At 36.9% G+C, this 17,442-nt stretch carries 16 protein-coding genes; 14 read left to right on the forward strand and 2 right to left on the reverse strand.

The genetic code is table 11. The features are described 5' to 3' along the window. Positions 1–13: 13 nt before the first annotated feature. The 14 genes from Q9312_RS18910 (at position 14) to Q9312_RS18975 (ending at position 15,636) form a co-directional block, all read left to right on the forward strand. Positions 14–970 carry a glycosyltransferase family 2 protein gene (locus tag Q9312_RS18910; RefSeq protein WP_309202420.1) on the forward strand — a complete coding sequence of 319 codons (957 nt, stop codon included), beginning with the start codon at positions 14–16 and terminating at the stop codon, positions 968–970. Further along, positions 903–2,027 (forward strand): polysaccharide biosynthesis protein, encoded by a 1,125-nt coding sequence (locus Q9312_RS18915; protein ID WP_309202421.1) that lies wholly within the window; start codon positions 903–905, stop codon positions 2,025–2,027. Before Q9312_RS18910 ends, Q9312_RS18915 begins: the two co-directional genes overlap by 68 nt. A 1-nt stretch (position 2,028) precedes the next feature. Then, positions 2,029–3,138 (forward strand): UDP-2-acetamido-2,6-beta-L-arabino-hexul-4-ose reductase, encoded by a 1,110-nt coding sequence (gene wbjC / locus Q9312_RS18920; protein WP_309202422.1) that lies wholly within the window; start codon positions 2,029–2,031, stop codon positions 3,136–3,138. Continuing rightward, positions 3,135–4,268 (forward strand): non-hydrolyzing UDP-N-acetylglucosamine 2-epimerase, encoded by a 1,134-nt coding sequence (gene wecB / locus Q9312_RS18925; RefSeq protein ID WP_309202423.1) that lies wholly within the window; start codon positions 3,135–3,137, stop codon positions 4,266–4,268. Before wbjC ends, wecB begins: the two co-directional genes overlap by 4 nt. Beyond that, positions 4,258–5,433 carry a glycosyltransferase gene (locus Q9312_RS18930; protein ID WP_309202424.1) on the forward strand — a complete coding sequence of 392 codons (1,176 nt, stop codon included), beginning with the start codon at positions 4,258–4,260 and terminating at the stop codon, positions 5,431–5,433. The genes wecB and Q9312_RS18930 overlap by 11 nt, the downstream gene beginning before the upstream one ends. A gap of 386 nt (positions 5,434–5,819) precedes the next feature. After that, entirely contained in the window at positions 5,820–6,908 is a 1,089-nt protein-coding gene (locus Q9312_RS18935) for a glycosyltransferase family 4 protein (RefSeq protein WP_309202425.1), read from the forward strand. Between the two features lie 288 nt (positions 6,909–7,196). After that, positions 7,197–8,156, forward strand: coding sequence for a hypothetical protein (locus tag Q9312_RS18940; protein WP_309202426.1), 960 nt, complete (start codon positions 7,197–7,199; stop codon positions 8,154–8,156). After that, positions 8,125–8,697 (forward strand): acyltransferase, encoded by a 573-nt coding sequence (locus Q9312_RS18945; protein ID WP_309202427.1) that lies wholly within the window; start codon positions 8,125–8,127, stop codon positions 8,695–8,697. Before Q9312_RS18940 ends, Q9312_RS18945 begins: the two co-directional genes overlap by 32 nt. Continuing rightward, positions 8,690–10,174 carry an oligosaccharide flippase family protein gene (locus tag Q9312_RS18950; protein WP_309202428.1) on the forward strand — a complete coding sequence of 495 codons (1,485 nt, stop codon included), beginning with the start codon at positions 8,690–8,692 and terminating at the stop codon, positions 10,172–10,174. Before Q9312_RS18945 ends, Q9312_RS18950 begins: the two co-directional genes overlap by 8 nt. A gap of 8 nt (positions 10,175–10,182) precedes the next feature. Next, positions 10,183–10,962 carry a sulfotransferase domain-containing protein gene (locus Q9312_RS18955; protein ID WP_309202429.1) on the forward strand — a complete coding sequence of 260 codons (780 nt, stop codon included), beginning with the start codon at positions 10,183–10,185 and terminating at the stop codon, positions 10,960–10,962. Between the two features lie 2 nt (positions 10,963–10,964). Continuing rightward, positions 10,965–12,128, forward strand: a complete 1,164-nt coding sequence (locus tag Q9312_RS18960; protein WP_309202430.1) for a glycosyltransferase family 4 protein — start codon at positions 10,965–10,967, stop codon at positions 12,126–12,128. Further along, positions 12,125–13,033 (forward strand): NAD-dependent epimerase/dehydratase family protein, encoded by a 909-nt coding sequence (locus tag Q9312_RS18965; RefSeq protein ID WP_309202431.1) that lies wholly within the window; start codon positions 12,125–12,127, stop codon positions 13,031–13,033. The genes Q9312_RS18960 and Q9312_RS18965 overlap by 4 nt, the downstream gene beginning before the upstream one ends. Before the next feature lie 10 nt (positions 13,034–13,043). Further along, entirely contained in the window at positions 13,044–13,634 is a 591-nt protein-coding gene (locus Q9312_RS18970; RefSeq protein WP_309202432.1) for a sugar transferase, read from the forward strand. Between the two features lie 64 nt (positions 13,635–13,698). Continuing rightward, complete coding sequence (locus Q9312_RS18975) at positions 13,699–15,636, forward strand: polysaccharide biosynthesis protein (protein ID WP_309202433.1); 1,938 nt, start codon at positions 13,699–13,701, stop codon at positions 15,634–15,636. An 83-nt stretch (positions 15,637–15,719) separates the two neighbouring features. Here Q9312_RS18975 and Q9312_RS18980 read toward each other — a convergent pair whose 3' ends face one another. Together Q9312_RS18980 and Q9312_RS18985 are read right to left on the reverse strand one after the other, a co-directional pair. Beyond that, positions 15,720–16,973: a tail fiber domain-containing protein gene (locus Q9312_RS18980; protein WP_309202434.1), complete on the reverse strand. Its 1,254-nt coding sequence runs from the start codon at positions 16,971–16,973 to the stop codon at positions 15,720–15,722. Between the two features lie 19 nt (positions 16,974–16,992). Then, a complete protein-coding gene (locus tag Q9312_RS18985) occupies positions 16,993–17,421 on the reverse strand; it encodes a hypothetical protein (protein WP_309202435.1) in 429 nt (142 codons plus the stop codon). Positions 17,422–17,442: the final 21 nt, after the last annotated feature.

Consider the following 17,442-nt stretch of genomic DNA (forward strand, 5'->3'; position numbering starts at 1 on the left):
GCACGGTGAAGTTATGAATGAAGAGCAAAAAGTTTCAGTAATATTAGTTAACTATAATCAACTGGAATATACGATAAAGTGTGTACAGTCGATTTTAAATTCAAATTACTCAAACTTCGAGATAGTCATTATTGATAATTGCTCTAGAGACGAGATTTACAGTTCGCTTGTTGATAGTTTTAAAGAGTACGACAAAGTTAATCTTGTTAGGAGTGATACGAATTTAGGGTACGTTGGAGGCGTTAATCTAGGATTGGCACTTTCGTCAAAAGCTAGTCCCGAGTATTTTTTAATAATGAACAATGACACCTTGATAGCTCAAGAGTCAATGGGAACTTTTGTAGAAACCTGCAAGCGACACGGTAACAAAATCATTGTATCTGGAAAGGTCTATAATTACGGCACAGAAGATAGTTTACAGTATATCGGTCAGCGAGAAGATCCTGAAGGCGGGATTAATCAAGTATCTATCGTTAAAAATCGTGATGAAAAAGATATTGGTCAGTATGACTCTGAAATGGAAATGGGCATGCTTGATGATATCTATTGGATGTTCCCGAAAGCTTTATATGAAGAAATAGGTGGTTACTCCGAATACTTTTTTCTTTACGGAGAACAAAATGAGTTTGCATTGAGAGCAAAGAAGGCTGGATATAAGCTCATTTATACACCTAACGCAAAGCTTTGGCATGAAGGTGGTGCGTCGACTTGTGATGGGAACAAGAAATCACCAAGAATAGAGTACTGGACTACTATGGCAACATTGAAGCTTGCTGTACTTCATTTACCAGAAGGTAAAAAGGAACAGTTTGTTTCAAAATGGATAATTAGAATGATGCTTAAGAAGATTTATTTGTTCTTATTCAGAAAAGGAAACTTCAATAGCATTAAAGCGGTGTACGTTGCTTGGCGTCACTTTAAAGTTTGGCGAGAAATTAAGTTTAAAGATAACGGTTACAATCCATTTTAAAAATGCGCGTATTGAAGCGATTAATTTGAGTAAAGTAATGTTTGAAAATAAAGTTTTAATGATTACAGGTGGTACCGGCTCTTTTGGAAACGCTGTTTTAAAACGTTTTCTAGATACCGATATAGGCGAAATAAGAATTTTTTCTCGTGATGAGAAAAAACAAGAAGATATGCGATTAAAATATCTGAGTCCGAAGCTTAAGTTTTATATCGGTGATGTAAGAGATCTTTCTGCAGTATCAAATGCTACACGTGGCGTTGATTATTTATTTCATGCGGCCGCATTGAAGCAAGTACCCTCATGTGAATTTCATCCCATGGAAGCAGTCAAAACAAATATTATTGGAACCGATAACGTATTAGAGGCGTGCATTCAAAATAGCGTGAAAAAAGTAGTATGTTTGAGCACCGATAAAGCGGCATATCCGATAAATGCGATGGGAATTTCAAAAGCAATGATGGAAAAAGTCATGGTTGCCAAATCCCGAATGGCTGATGATAGCGTAACCACAATTTGTGGTACGCGCTATGGAAACGTGATGGCGTCTCGTGGCTCGGTTATTCCGCTTTTTTTAGAGCAAATTAAAGCGGGTAAGCCACTCACTATTACCGATCCGCTTATGACGCGATTTATGATGACGTTAGAAGATGCAGTTGAGCTAGTTCTGTTTGCTTTCGAGAATGCCAACAATGGTGACTTGTTCGTTCAAAAAGCGCCTGCTGCCACTTTAGAGGTTCTTGTCGAAAGCATAAAAGGACTAATGCGTGCACCAGAGCATCAAGTCAATATTATAGGCACTCGTCATGGGGAGAAGTTATACGAAACTTTATTGAGTCGTGAAGAAATGTGTGCCGCTGAAGATCTTGGAGACTTTTTTCGAGTGCCTCCAGATTTAAGAGATCTTAATTATAGTAAGTTTGTTGATATTGGTGAGGGAAGTATTTCGCAATCAGAAGACTATAATTCTCATAATACAAAAAGGTTGAGCGTTAAAGAAATGTCAGAGCTTCTAATGAAGCTAGATATTGTAAATAAAGATATATCAGAGAAAGATTAGAATGAAAGCGTTAGTTACCGGGCATAAAGGATTCATAGGCAAGAATCTTATGCTGAAGTTGGCTGAACAAGAGATTGAGGCGGTTACTTTTGGTCGTGAAGATGATACCTCCTCACTAAAAAGTTTGGTAAAAGATATTGATATTATTTTTCACTTAGCCGGCGTAAATAGACCTTTGGACAACGAAGAGTTTTATCAAGGTAATACGCAGTTAACTGAAGAATTATGTAAAGCATTGAAAGAAACAAGCTCTCGAGCGACAGTCGTGTTTACATCTTCGATACAAGCTGAGTTAGATAACGATTACGGAAAAAGTAAAGCTGCCGCAGAAGCATTGTTAGAAGAGTTGAGCGAGAGCAATTTAAATCCGATTTTAAATTATCGACTGCCTAATATCTTTGGTAAGTGGTGTCAGCCTAACTACAATTCGTTTGTGGCTACCTTCTGTAATAATATCGCGAATAATATTGATATTACTATCCATGATTCAGACGCAAAAGTTAACTTAACTTATATTGATGATTTGTTGGATGATTTTAGTCAAAATATGAGCTCTTTAGAAAAATTGCAAGGTTATAAAAGCTTATCACCTTCGATTGTATATTCGAGCACGGTAGGTGAAGTCGCAGACGCCATTCGTAAATTCAAAGACAGTCGTAAAACATTAGTTACTGAGTCAGTTGGCAATGGTTTTAATCGAGCTCTCTATGCCACGTTTCTTAGTTATTATCCTACTCATGACTTTAGCTATGGTGTTCCGTTATATGGCGATGAGAGAGGAATGTTCGCTGAATTAGTGAAAACTAAAGATAGTGGACAGTTTTCATTCTTTACTGCTGGTCCGGGTGTAACTCGAGGCGGCCATTATCATCACACCAAAAATGAAAAGTTTATAGTGGTGAGTGGTCAAGCTCGATTTGGATTTCGTCATATGGTTACCGGTGAAAAATACTATCTAGAGGTAAGCTCAGAAAAACCTCAAGTTGTTGAGACTATTCCTGGATGGAGTCATGACATCACAAATATTGGCAGTGACGATATGATCGTTTTACTATGGGCAAATGAAATTTTCGATAGAAATAAACCTGATACTGTAGCGAGTAAAGTATGAGTGACAAGCTTAAAGTTGTGACGGTGGTAGGAACGCGGCCAGAAATTATAAGACTGGCTAAAGTTATGCGTCGTCTTGATGATTATTGCGAACATATCATCGTACACACAGGGCAAAACTATGACTACGAATTAAATCAAATTTTCTTTGATGAGTTAAAAATTCGAAAACCAGATTACTTTCTGAATGCAGCCGGTAGTAATGGCGCAGAGACGATTGGAAAAGTCATTATCGAAGTTGATAAGGTACTTGAAACAGAGAAGCCTGAGTGCTTGTTAGTACTAGGCGATACTAACAGTTGTATGGCTGTCGTGCCGGCTAAGCGAAGAAAAATTCCTGTTTTTCATATGGAGGCGGGGAATCGTTGTTTTGATCAACGTGTTCCAGAAGAAATAAACCGACGAATTGTTGATCATACAGCTGATGTAAACTTGACCTATAGCTCCATCGCGCGAGAGTATTTGTTAAGAGAAGGCTTACCTCCTGACTTGGTAATTAAGACTGGTAGTCCAATGTTTGAAGTTTTAAATAGCTACCGTGACGATATTGCTCAGTCAAAAATATTAGAGACTCTGGATCTTGAAAAGAATGAGTATTTTGTTGTGAGTGCTCACAGAGAAGAAAATATAGAGTCGGATAAGAACTTTTTAAATTTAGTTGATAGCTTAAATACAATTGCAGAAACCTTCGATAAGCCAGTGATCGTATCAACACACCCAAGAACTAGAAATAAATTAGATAAACTTAACTTAAAATTTCATTCGAACATAAAGTTCTTAAAACCACTTGGGTTCATAGATTACAATCATTTGCAGATTAATTCTTCTGCCGTACTATCTGATTCTGGAACCATTAATGAAGAATCTTCTATTTTAAATTTTCCTGCGTTAAATATTCGTGAAGCTCATGAGCGACCGGAAGGAATGGAGGAAGCTGCCGTGATGATGGTGGGGCTCAATAAGAATAGAATACTTCAAGGATTAGCTATCTTAAAGGATCAGAAAACTGGAGATGAACGGAATTTGAGACAAGTTTACGACTACTCTATGCCCAATGTTTCTGACAAAGTAGTACGCATTCTTCATAGCTATACTGATTATATTAAAAGAGTTGTATGGCGTGAGTCATAACAAATATATTGCTTATGTAGGACCATTTTCCTTTCCTAATGGTGGTGCCGCGGCTCGTAGAATTCTAGGTGTGTCTAGGTCAATCGAAGATGCTGGGTACCAAGTTATTATCGGAACAGGTGATTTAAGCGAAGGCTGTACTGATTATGAGCTTAGTGAAAACATTCGAGTAAAATACTTAAATGAGCGGACGGGTGAAAACTTACCAAAATTGCTTAAGTACTTAAAATATCTCTCTATGGGTAAAGTTACTGTTGAATGGTTGGATGATTTGGAGGTTAAGCCAGAAGCGGTAATTTTATATAGTGGATATTCGCCGTATTTACTGCGACTTTTAAAGTGGTGTAAGAGAAATAATGTCAAATTGATTTTTGATGCAGTTGAATGGTATGACCCTCCATCGCGTATTCACGGCATTCTGAACCCTTATTATTGGAATATAGAGCTAGCTATGCGATGGCTACTTCCGAAAACAAAAAATGTCATTGCAATAAGTAGCTATTTAGAAAAGTACTATCAAGATAGAAAATGTAATACTGTAAGAGTACCTCCTACTTTAGATACTGAGCTAACTCCCTATCAGCTTAACTTAAACAAGCGCGGGAAAGTTCATTTAGGGTATGCTGGTAGTCCTGGTCACAAAGATTATCTAGAAAATATTGTCTCTGCTCTTTTCCAGTTGGAAGAAGCTCGAGATAAAATTTGTCTGAACCTTATTGGCCTTACCGAAGATGACGTATTGAAATTTGAAATTTTTAAAAGTCAAGGCATAACCAAGCTACCGAGTAATATACACTGTTACGGCAGGGTGTCTCACAGTGAAGCGGTAGAGCGAATTAGCCACTGTCATTACACTATTTTTGTTCGATCGGACAAAAGATATTCAAAGGCAGGGTTTCCAACAAAATTTGTTGAAAGCTTGGCTCTTGGCACTCCAGTAATTACCAACCTTACAAGCGATTTAAAAGAGTATTTAGTTGATGGCGTAAATGGGATCGTAGTTGATAACGAAAGTGATACTGCCATTGTTAAGGCATTAAATAAAGCTATACAGCTTGGTGAAGAAGGGGCGTTAGGTTTAAGAAGTCGATCGAGAGAAGGCGCTATAGAGAGTTTCGACATTAGACAATACATATCTAAAATTATAAGTTTTTTAGCACTGTAGATTAATATGCTGGAATTGATGTGAGCCTAGAGTACAGAAGTGAAATTGATGGTCAGAGAGCGATTCCAGAATTAAGTATGATATTTTCCAAGCGGGAATAGAATTTTTTAGGTAGTAAAGAAGGTGTTGTAATGATGTAATTAAAGGATACTAAATTACAACCTTATAAGATAAGGCAGTAAAACCCTGGTATGTTTTGTCTTCTAGAAATTTTTTAAAAAAGCAGCTGCAAGACATCTACTTGCTTTGATTATTCTCCTTATCTGTATATGGCTATTCGATTTTCTATTCTATGATAACTTAAGATTTTATGGATTAGGTAAAAAAGTATTCTTCGTCAACAGAATATATTGCAAAGAAGATTTGAATAAGTTTTTAAGGCATCTATGGATAATACTGGTTTTAGTAAAAGAGTTTTAATGATTCACCATGGAGTAGGTATTGGTGGTGCTCCAAAGAGTATGTCATATATTGCTAGACGACTCATCAGAAATGGAGTGGATGTAAAAATCTTGTTTTTAAAAAGATCGGATGCTTTAAAGTTATACGAAGGTATTCCTTATGAAGTGGTTGGTTTTCCGACTAGATATTTTAGTCATACTTCTAGATGGTATAGGATTTATGAGTTTCCGATAATTGCATTACAATTCATATCTTGGTTTCTTACTTTGTTTTTTATCGCTCCATATTGGCTATACCGAATAAAACCAAATGTTGTTTACATGAATTCTTCAGTTTTAACAGATTGGCTAATAGCAGCTAAGTGGTTCAACAAGAAAACAATAATGCATGTTCGCGAGTCAATTTCACACGGTCATTTTGGGATTCGAAATAAACTTATAAAGTCTTTAATAGAAAAAGCTGCTGATAGGACGATATTTTTAAGTGAGCACAACTATAATCAGCTAAATATAAATTCTAAGTTCGAGATAATTCCTAACTATGTCGATATGTCCAACGAGAATGAAAACTCGATAGATAGAAAATATGACTTTGTGTATTTAGGAGGCCGGTCCGAAATTAAAGGTTTTCGTTATGTACTTAATCTAATCAAATCTCTCAATAACAAAACATTTTGTTTATTGGGTTACTATGATGAAGACTCTCTCAGAGAACTGAGTCGATTTGATAATGTCTATGTATTAGGTATTCAGAATGAAGCTCTTACTTTTATCAAACAGTCGAAATATTTACTTTATCCAGCAACAACTCCTCACTTTCCTCGCCCAGTGATTGAGGCAATGGCATGTAAGACAGTTCCTATTGCATCTAATCTCGAAGGGATAGATGAAATTATAACCGATACAATCGATGGGTATACTGTAGATTTTGATAGTGATGAGATCAGCTTAAAAATAAAGAAGATAATCGATTTGAATTATTTTGATGTATCTAATTCAGCTTACGAGAAGTACGTTAAAAATTACAGTATTAAAAATGAAGAAAGAATATTGCAAGTAATTCTTGGTGATTGAGTCTTGAGCTTAAGTTTAACAAAATATAAATATTATTTATTAATACCTTTCATCTTATGGTGTTTGCTTCCCGCGTTATCTTTTAGTTTAGTTGGAAGAGCGCTTGCTTTTGGTGGGCTTCTTTCTTACTTGTTTATTGTATTTTTAGAGACGGTTGTTAATAAGAGTTCAAAAGTTAGGTACTTTTCGCTGCTTATCTTTTTCTTAATTCTATTTATTAATATAAGTAATTATGCGTTCTCTAGTTCCGCCTATCATTTGAGGCACTTGCATTTTTCCGTGCTCCTAATGTTTATCGTAATCGCTAGTCAGATAGCAGAAGCTGATAGTCGAACGGCAAGGAATTTATTTTATGTGGTTTTAATTGCGAACATTACTACGGCTGTGATTACAATTAAAGCTTTAGGAGTTGATCATAACACCGCACGCTTATTGTCAAAGAGTAATGACGTTTCTCGTCAATTAGCAGGGTCTGGAATTGGTGGGTATGGAGTTATTTATGCCAATGTAGTAATGCTGCCAATATTACTATTGTTTTTAAAGAAGATTTACAGTTCAGAAAGGATTAGCTTTCTTACTATTACAGTATTTATTAATGTGCTTGTAACGCTTTTTATGCTGATTAGAGCGCAATACACGATAGCTTTAGCAATAAGTTTCTGTGTCATAGGGTTTATATACTTTAAAAGGATAATATTTAATCCATACCTGTTGTTTACAGTAACATTAACGATGTTAGGGATTGTTTCATTAACTGATGTGGCTAATGATATATATATTCTAGTGGATCTATTTGAAGGAACTCGCTATCAAGCAAAAATTATTGATTTGATTGTCGCTAGTGGAGGAGATGGTCAAGAAACAGGAGCTGTCTCTAGCCGTTCTGATGCTTATATGCTTAGTTTAAACTCATTTTTCGAATACCCAGTGACGGGAGTGCTCGAGTTTGGTTCTAAGATTGGCCATCATTCAGATATCTTAGACAAATATGCACAATGGGGCTTTTTTCTGGGGTCATTAGTAGTTTATGTGCTTTTGTACTTTCCGCTTAAACTATATAGGTTAGTTAGGGCAGAGGAACGAATTTATATTTTTTGTTTTGGTGTTGCACTAATATTGGTAGGTCTACTTAATACTTTGGTAATGGAAGTGAGTATTGCTTTTATATTACTTAGTATCTTTTACTCCATTTTTTACTTAGTTGAAAAAGATAAATATGAAGAATGTTCTAAAGCAACTGTTTGCTAATATCTGGTTTGTTTTTGTGCTGATAAGGCTGAAGATATTTTCCAAAGTATTAGGCTTTAAGTATGTCTGTCGAATGATCACTTTACTAGACGAAAGATTGTTAGTGAATGTTTTAAGAAGTTTTGGTGCAAAAATTGGTGAAAATGTTGATATCGGTTATGGCATAATGTTTCATAACTGCAAAGACTTTCGTAATCTTACGATCGGTGATAATTGTCATATTGGAAAAGAATGTTTTTTTGATTTAAGAGATAGGGTTAGTATTGGAAACGGTGTGGTGATTTCAATGCGCACGACTTTCTTAACACATATTGATATGACCAAAAGTGAGCTGTCAAAGTATTATCAAGCATACCATGCCCCCGTAGTGATACAGGATAATGTTTACATAGGTGCCGTTTCCACCGTTCTTTCAGGAGTCGAGATTGATGCTAATAGTTTGATTGGCGCAAACTCTTTGGTTAATAAGAGTTGTCTTCCTAATTCTATTTATATCGGTGTCCCCGCGAAGTTAAAAAAGGCTATTAATTTCGATGAGTAGCTATAAAGCCTTGGTCAAGGCTACAACAATAATAGGCTTAGCTAGACTTGTAGAAGTTTTAGTATCACTTGTTAGAGTTAAATTAAGTGCACTTTACTTAACTGTCTCAGAGCTAGGTGTTTTTAATCAGTCAGCTATATTATCAGAACGACTATCACAGTTCACTCTTCTAAAGATAAGCGACGGTTTGACTAAGCAAGTTGCTGAGTCTAATCAAAACGAAGATGCTGGCAGAATCATTTCAGAATTATTAAAAGGTTATTTGATTTTAAGTTTTGTTTTTACTCTATTGTCGAGTTCATTAGTGCTTTTATTTTACAGTGATATCGCTAGGTTAATGTTTGGTGATACTTTGTATACTAAGTTTGTATTGATTGCGCTTATTAGTCTACCTATTTTGGTTTTGAACAGTATTCCACTATCGATTTTACGTGGCTTTAGCGATATGAAGAGTATTGCTAAAGGTAGAGTTTATAGTTGCCTGATCAATGCCTTGCACATTATTCCTTTAATCATACTTTACGGAGTTGATGGTGCTGTAGTCTCAATATTGGTTAGTAATTTAATAATTTTTATTATAAACATGGTGTTGGTTAGTCAATACCGAAGGAAATTTAACTTGAGACTTAAGTCGATAATATTATCTAAGGTTTCTAAAGATAACTTTAGAGAACTATTATCTTTCTCTATTTTTGGTATGACAATTGGTGTTTACATCATAATTAGCGAGTTTGTCTGCAGATCAATTGTAGTTAGTGAGCTAGGTATTGAGGCGATAGGAGTTTATGCTCCAGTTATAATGCTCTCGAGTATGTTGACTGGTTTTCTAATACCTTCTGTGACAACATTTTTGTACTCTAAACTATGTGAAAGTAAAAATAGTAGCGATATTTCAACCCTCCTTAATCACGGGTTGCGTATCTCAACTTTAGCATTAATCCCTGTGCTTTTTATAGGTGTTTCTTTTAAAGAGATATATATAACGGTTTTGTATACCTCAAGCTATTTGGAAGCAGGAAAGTATCTGCCTTTTCATTTACTGGGTTTAGTATTTACTATTTGGTTTTCAGTGATGTCACAGTCTATGGCGTCAACTGGAAGAATAGTACAACACGGATTCTTCAGGTTTTTCTATTTGACTTTAGATATAGTCGTGACCTTTGTATTTGTTAATAAGTATGGCTTGTATGGATGGATGCTAAAGCATATGGTTAGCCCTATTTTGTTTTCGGCGGTTTATTTCCTATATTGTAAAGCCAATATGGGGTTTAGGCTAAAGTTAGAAAATGTAGTCTTAATGTCTTATCTTATAGTCGTCGGAGTTGTGTTGGCGGTTATAGATGATTTTATTGTTAAACAGTCTATTGTTTTTATGATTGCCAGTATCATTTTAGTATCGCTTACCCCATTGCTCATGAGCCAAAGTGAAAAAGCTGCAATAAAAAAAATGTTGTTCATTAAAAGTAATGATAAATAAGAGATTTTATGTTTAAAAAAGATTATCAAAAAATTCATTCAAGCAAGTATGTTTTCGGCTATCTGGAGAAAAATGTAGAGCGGCATATTTGGTTAGTTTGCTCTCCCAAATCAGGTTCTACTTGGTTGTCTAGAATTATACAAGATTTACTAAAATGGAAAACGGTAAAGCTCGTTCCTGCGTTTGGCAATAGAGAGCAAGAAGTTGATCTTTCTACCATATTAGCTGCTGGTGTAAAAGGTGACTTGTTTTCTCCTCACTTACATTGTCGCTACAGTGATTATACAGGAAGTATAATAGATGCTATGGGCTCCAAAGTTATTCTACAAACTAGAAATATCTACGATACCATTGTTAGCTTCTATGATCACATTCAAAAGGAAGGCCCTACCTTTCCGAGTGGTTATATGAATCAAGAGTGTTGGGATCAACTAGACGAATCGAGCCGATATGAGTATTTGGTAGAACTCGTTACCCCTTGGTACTTTAATTTTTATTGCAGTTGGTATTTCTCGAGACATTTTCAAGAAGAGAAAGTTAAACTCGTAACGTATGAAGAACTCAAAAATAATCCAGTAGAAACCGTGTCTAAAGTATTGGATTTTTGTGATGTTAGTATAAGTAAAGAGCGAATAGAGACTTCGATTGAAAAAGGTAAGAAGAAGAATACAAGACAAAATAAGGGTATTATTGGACGCGGAGATCAGTTGTCTGATGAGCTGAAGTCAAAAGTAAAGGGTTATACGAAGTTTTATCCTGGCGTAGACTTTTCTCCAATGGGGATTTAATAATGTCGTTGGGTGGGAAAACAGTCTTGTTAGTGGCAAATTCGGCTTTTACGATTTTAAATTTCCGGAAAGAGCTAATTCAAAAACTTCAAGATATGAACTGCAACCTTGTTGTCGCTTGCCCCAAAAAATGCTCTCTAATGCAAAGTGATAATGTAGAAAGTGAATTTACAAAAGCGGGAATAAAGTTTTTTGAGTTGTCGCTCTCTCGATCTGGCGTTAATCCGCTATCTGAAACAGCTTTGTTTTTCGGGCTGCTCAAAATAATTAAGTCGGTTAAACCATTTGTGGTTTTGAATTACACGATTAAGCCAACAATCTACGGATCTTTAGCGGCATGGATAAAAAGAGTTCCTGTTATTTCTTCAAACATAACGGGAATCGGCTTTGTTTTTACATCGAAAGGGATTAAAGCAAGGTTGTTAAGAATCTTGATAAGTATTCAATATAAGTTAGCGTTAAGTGTGAATTCATTGATTTTTTTTCAAAATAAAGATGACCTTGCACTTTTTAAAGATAAAGGACTTGTTAAACGGACTGCATCGAATATTAAAGTAATTAATGGTTCAGGGGTTAATACTAAAGTCTTCGTTGTGAATGATCGACAGTTAAAAGAAGTTCGCTTTCTGTTTGTGGGTAGATTATTAAAGGATAAAGGTATCTATGAGCTTATCGAGGCGACTAAAAAGATAAAGCAAAACTTCCCTAATGTAGTCGTTAGCGTTGCGGGTGCTTTGGATGATAACCCTTTAAGCTTAAAAAAGTCGGAGTTGGATTCTTTAAGAGCGAACAATGTTATAGATTATTTAGGTGTTATCAAAGACATGGCATCGGTATATAGACAACATAACGTGTTTGTACTGCCGTCATATCGAGAAGGAACTCCAAAATCCACGTTAGAAGCAATGAGTATGTCGATGGCTGTCGTTACGACTGATGCACCAGGTTGCAAAGAAACAGTGGAAGATGGTGTAAACGGATATTTAACCAAGGTTGGAGATAGTGAATCCTTGTATCAAGCGATGTATAAGCTTGTTGATGATCTTAGCACCGTCAATAAATTTGGAAAAGCCAGCAGAGAAGTGGCTGTTAACAAGTTTGATGTAGAGAAAGTGAATGAAATAATCGTTTCTGAACTAGGCTCTAAGGCAGAGTTATCCTTGTGATTTTAGTAACGGGAGCTTCCGGCTTTATTGGTCAAAATTTAATTAACTATATTTTGTTGAATACGAACGAATCAGTTTTAGCGGTTACTCGCTATCTCGATAATAAGAACTCATCTGAGCGAGTAGAGTGGGTTAGTTGGGATATGCTAGAGCAAACTACGGATCGAATGTTTTCAACTAGCTATTATCTTTCAGAGCCTGCCCATAAGCCAGATAACGAAGAATTACAAATAGAACTAGAAATTGCCAACGAATATCGAGAAAAGTTTTTGCGCTTTCTCACAAAGAACAGTACCAGAAGTCTGGTCTACCTAAGTAGCTCTAATGTTATGGGAACATCACTATCACCAAGCTGTAATGAAGATAGCCAGCCACAACCAGTTACTCGAATGGCAATTTATAAGCTTGAAACCGAAGCTAAGTTTCAAGAGTTTTGCGAGTCACGAAGCTTTTCTTGTGTCGTTCTTAGGAGTTCATTGGTTTATGGTCAAGAGCCTAAAGGCAATTTATTGATATTGAGTAAGCTAGTTTCGAAAATAAGAGTCGTTCCGTTTAAAGCGAATACGAATAAGCGTAGGTTGATCAGTGTCGAGTCTTTATGTGAACTGATGATTCACATAATCAGTCGTAAAAATACCGGACACGAGATGTTTTTAGTGTCCGACGATATTGAGTATAATACTTCGGATATTCTTAATTATTATCAAAGATTGAGTAATCAAAAAGTGTTGTATATTCCATTACCTGTAGCACTCTTTAAAATTTTTCTAAAGATGCTGGGGAAATCGAAATTGTATGACTCATTGTTTGGAAATTATCAATTTGATTGTTCCAAACTGTATCGACTATCAGGTTGGAAGCCATCACACCCAACCATGCAGTCATTTTTCAGTAATAGCGCATAGCGGTGTCCTCATGCTTAATGTCATAGCGATTAGATTTTTTGACATAGTTTTCTCTCTGTTTGGGTTAGTCTTTGGACTTCCTCTAATGTTGTTGATTGCGATTATTGGCTACTTCGATACAAAAAGTCCGATTTTTATGCAAACGAGAATAGGACTAGGGAAAAGGGAGTTTACCTTGGTTAAATTTCGGACTATGAGAGTTGGTACTGCTTCAGTGGCAACTCATTTAGCAAACTCTGCTTCAATTACTAAATTTGGTAATTTTTTGCGTCGCTCAAAGCTGGATGAATTACCTCAATTGTGGAATGTATTGAAGGGTGATATGAGTTTGGTCGGCCCGAGACCAAATTTGCCGACTCAAGCAGAATTAATAACCTGTCGCGACGAGTTAAATATATACTCTTTTAGACCAGGTATCACGGGTTTGGCCCAAATCATGGAGATTGATATGTCAAAACCAGAGCTTCTAGCTAAGACTGACGCCGAAATGTTAAAGAGTTTAAGTGTCTTGACTTACTTCAAATATATACTCTTAACTGCCATTGGAAAAGGTTCCGGTGATCGAGTAAAAAGCGATAACGCTTCGAAAAAACTTGATTAATCAAAGACTTTAGTCAATATTTTATAATTAACTTTTATACGCTCAAATTCCTAGAAGGTGATAAATGGGCATGCTTTCTCAGTTAGTTTCATATTTTTTAGAATCTCCTCGGCCAGTAAAACGGTTTTTAACACTTTGTTATGATGTCGCGACTTTATTGACATGCATGGGGTTTGCAATATGGCTTGACAATGGTGCTGCCTATGTATGGACTAAAAGTGATATTTTAGTCAGTTTTTTTACATTAGTATTTTCAATAGCTATTTTTGTGCGACTTGGTTTTTATCGAGCAATTCTTAGATATATTGGTGTAAGAGCTATTTCTGTGCTGTTTGTTGGGATAACTTTAAGTACATCAATATTCAGTTTCTTTAATTTATTTATCCACAATTCTACAAGTCTAGTTTTAGCCGTCTATTATTGGTGTTTTTTAATTATATCGATTGGTGGCTCTCGATTACTTTTTAAATCTTACATGCACTCGCTGGATCAAACCATTACTCCAGTAGCCGTTTTTGGGGCGGGTGCCGCAGGGCGTCAGCTGGTTTCGGCGCTCTCACACGGTAATATTTATCGTCCGGTATTTTATTTAGATGATGATTATTCGATTAAAGGCTCCGAAATTAACGGTATTAAAGTTTACCACCCTACTGAATTGAATGAGGCTCTTGCAAAGCACAGCGTTGCTCAAGTGTTTTTAGCGTTACCTTCTGCTACTGCAACTCAACGAAATAATATATTAAAAAAATTAGAGCCTTTTCCACTAAAGGTCAAAACGATCGCGGGTATGGAAGACATAGTTACAGGTAAAGTTAAAATTGAAGAAGTTCGAGATATCGACTTGGAAGATTTACTTGGGAGGGAGTCTGTTGCTCCAAATGAAGAGCTTCTTGAATCTTGTATTTCAAGTAAAGTGGTTATGGTTACAGGAGCAGGAGGATCGATTGGCGCTGAGCTTTGTCGTCAGATCATTGTATTAAAGCCAAAAACTTTAATACTTTATGAACTGTCTGAATATGCGCTGTATGCTATTGAAAGAGAGCTATCAAAAACTATTAAACGAATGAATTTGAATGTTGAGTTAGTGGCTTTGTTAGGCTCTGTTCAACACAAAGGTCGTTTAACTAAAAGTATGAAAGCGTTTAAAGTGCAAACCGTTTATCACGCAGCAGCATACAAACATGTTCCAATTGTGGAGCATAACATTGTTGAAGGGATCCGAAATAATGTTTTTGGAACCTTGCATGCTGCTAAAGCTGCAATTCAAGCCGGAGTTCAAAGATTTGTTTTAATTTCCACCGATAAAGCGGTACGTCCTACAAACATCATGGGGGCAAGTAAACGTGTTGCTGAGTTGGTATTACAGGCATTGAATAACAAGTATGATTCTACTTTATTTACCATGGTTCGGTTTGGAAACGTATTAGGCTCTTCAGGTTCTGTTGTACCGCTATTTAGGGAGCAAATAAAAAGTGGCGGGCCAGTTACGGTTACTCACCCGGATATTATTCGATATTTTATGACTATTCCAGAAGCGGCTCAATTAGTTATTCAAGCAGGGGCAATGGGCAAGGGCGGAGATGTTTTTGTTTTGGATATGGGAGAGCCTGTAAAGATAGCATTGTTAGCAGAGCGTTTGATTCATCTTTTAGGTAGAACAGTAAAGTCAGAAAAATATCCAAATGGCGATATAGAAATTCAATATTCAGGACTCCGACCAGGAGAAAAGTTATTTGAAGAGTTATTGGTTGGAGATAACGTTGAGGGTACAGAGCATCCGAGAATTATGTCTGCAAATGAAGAGCATCTGAGCTGGGATGATATGAAAAAGGCACTTGATGCACTCGACAGTTTCTGTGAAGAAATGAGATGTGATGATATTGTTCAGTTACTTCATCGCATGCCGACTGGCTATAACCCACAACATTCAGTTTGTGATTTGTTGTGGCAACATGAAGAGCCGTCGAATGATAAAGTTGTGCAGTTTAAAACCCTAAGTTAGCATTAAAAGAATATAAACTGCAGTAACGCAAAGTCACAAAAAAAGCGCTCATTAGAAGCGCTTTTTTTGTGTTTAGAAAACCTTTATTTTACTAGCTTTTCAACTAAAGCCTTTAAGTCATCCATTTCTTTTTTAAGCTCAGAGATTTCTGCATCTTTCTGATCAAGCTTTTGTTTCAGTGCTTGTATCGATGCTAAAGCAACACCGTTAACGTCTGATACAGATATTCTATCTTTTGCTTCACCGTTTAACCCGAATGCTGCGTGGAAGTCTTCAGCCATTGGGCCAATATGGAGCGTGTTATCACTGTTTCGAATATAGTTCCACTTCAGAATATCTAGGCTTGCGACAGTGTTTAAAATGTCAAAAACATTGATGTTAGAGAAGTTTTCTTTAGAAATTCTGCTCGAAGTATAAGTCGTACCGTTTGCAATTAAGTCACCGCTGATGGTTAGGTTCCCATCGTAACTTAAGCTGAACTCTTGACCGACACCTGTCGCATTTGCAATACCAAAGCTGCCATCATCATGTCGACTTTGCATGTTCCAACCACTAGGAAGACCAGGGCCTGGGTTTGTATCTTCAAAAGAAATAATTGAGCCGCCATTGTTAACAATTTTGATACCTCGAACGAAGCCATTCGAAGTGTTGGTATTTTCTAGAGTTAAAATAGGCTCCAACGAAGCTACATTTCCTCTTACATGTAAAGGAGATTCTGGGCTAGATGTTCCCATTCCAATTTCGCCGTTGGCTTGAATATCCAACGAGCTTTCTGGCGCTCCTGGTCGAATTCTAAATGGTAGTCGGCTGCCATTGGTTACGTCGCGAATAAAAAAGTTCGCTTCATTGCCACCGACATCCCACGCTTGCGAAGTAAAACCTGAAGAACCGTCTTGATCAAGACGCAGTGTTGGCGTGTTGCCATTGACATAGTGTAAGTCGACGGCAGGGTTTAAAGTGCCGAAACCGACGTCGCCATCTGATTCAACGACCATTGCATTTGCGCGCGCACCTGCTTCAACCCGAAAAGGAATTCTACCCGCGGTTGCATCTTCAATTGCTAGGTAGCTCGCGCCACCATTATTGCTGTCGTTAGCAACGATCGTCCAATCGTTACTTGGAAAAGAGCCGCTACTACTGGTGTCGTCAAATTTTAGGCGAGTGTTATTTTCTTTCATTCTAATGGTATCGAAACCAAAGTTTTCACCATTAACACAGTCATTACCAACACACTCACTGAAGGTAACGATTAAGTCATCATTGATCACTTGGTCGGCGATGACTAATGCACCAAATAACCCGACGGCAACGGCTGAACTGATTGCTGATTTTCTCATTTTCCTTCTCCTTCAGGTCTTATTTATCAATGCCAAGGGCTTTTTTATCGACTTCGATGAGGCTACTGTCTACCATCATGCCATTCTTAACACGGAAAGATCCTGAAGTTCGAATTGCTTCAACGCGTTTGCGAACTGCTTGTCCTCGGCCGTTGAAATCATCAACCACGACTTCTTCACCAAGCTCTTTAATTTCAAGTACTTCGAACTTATACAACCCATCTTGAGAGAACCCCATATCTCCCGCAGAGACAATGGCATCACCTGAAAAACTTGCTGATTTGTAGTTGAACTGCTCTGGGCCGCTGACTTTAACTTCAACGCGGTTCCCATTAATTGAAGACGGTACTGCAAGTGTGTTATCAGCAATTGATAATTTACCAGCGGATACGGATGTAGCCAGTCCAGTGGCTACTAAAGCCGCCAGTACAGTAGTATGCAGGCGCATAACTCCCTCCTAAGATTATAT

It is taken from the genome of Pleionea litopenaei (assembly GCF_031198435.1).
Taxonomy (GTDB): Bacteria; Pseudomonadota; Gammaproteobacteria; order Enterobacterales; family Kangiellaceae; genus Pleionea; species Pleionea litopenaei.

Coding starts and splice junctions, on each gene's coding strand:
- Q9312_RS18910 (WP_309202420.1), top strand. CDS start 14: ATGAATGAAGAGCAAAAAGTTTCAGTAATATTAGTTAACTATAATCAA.
- wbjC (WP_309202422.1), top strand. CDS start 2,029: ATGAAAGCGTTAGTTACCGGGCATAAAGGATTCATAGGCAAGAATCTT.
- wecB (WP_309202423.1), top strand. CDS start 3,135: ATGAGTGACAAGCTTAAAGTTGTGACGGTGGTAGGAACGCGGCCAGAA.
- Q9312_RS18935 (WP_309202425.1), top strand. CDS start 5,820: ATGGATAATACTGGTTTTAGTAAAAGAGTTTTAATGATTCACCATGGA.
- Q9312_RS18940 (WP_309202426.1), top strand. CDS start 7,197: ATGTTTATCGTAATCGCTAGTCAGATAGCAGAAGCTGATAGTCGAACG.
- Q9312_RS18945 (WP_309202427.1), top strand. CDS start 8,125: ATGAAGAATGTTCTAAAGCAACTGTTTGCTAATATCTGGTTTGTTTTT.
- Q9312_RS18950 (WP_309202428.1), top strand. CDS start 8,690: ATGAGTAGCTATAAAGCCTTGGTCAAGGCTACAACAATAATAGGCTTA.
- Q9312_RS18955 (WP_309202429.1), top strand. CDS start 10,183: ATGTTTAAAAAAGATTATCAAAAAATTCATTCAAGCAAGTATGTTTTC.
- Q9312_RS18960 (WP_309202430.1), top strand. CDS start 10,965: ATGTCGTTGGGTGGGAAAACAGTCTTGTTAGTGGCAAATTCGGCTTTT.
- Q9312_RS18970 (WP_309202432.1), top strand. CDS start 13,044: ATGCTTAATGTCATAGCGATTAGATTTTTTGACATAGTTTTCTCTCTG.
- Q9312_RS18975 (WP_309202433.1), top strand. CDS start 13,699: ATGGGCATGCTTTCTCAGTTAGTTTCATATTTTTTAGAATCTCCTCGG.
- Q9312_RS18980 (WP_309202434.1), bottom strand. CDS start 16,973: ATGAGAAAATCAGCAATCAGTTCAGCCGTTGCCGTCGGGTTATTTGGT.
- Q9312_RS18985 (WP_309202435.1), bottom strand. CDS start 17,421: ATGCGCCTGCATACTACTGTACTGGCGGCTTTAGTAGCCACTGGACTG.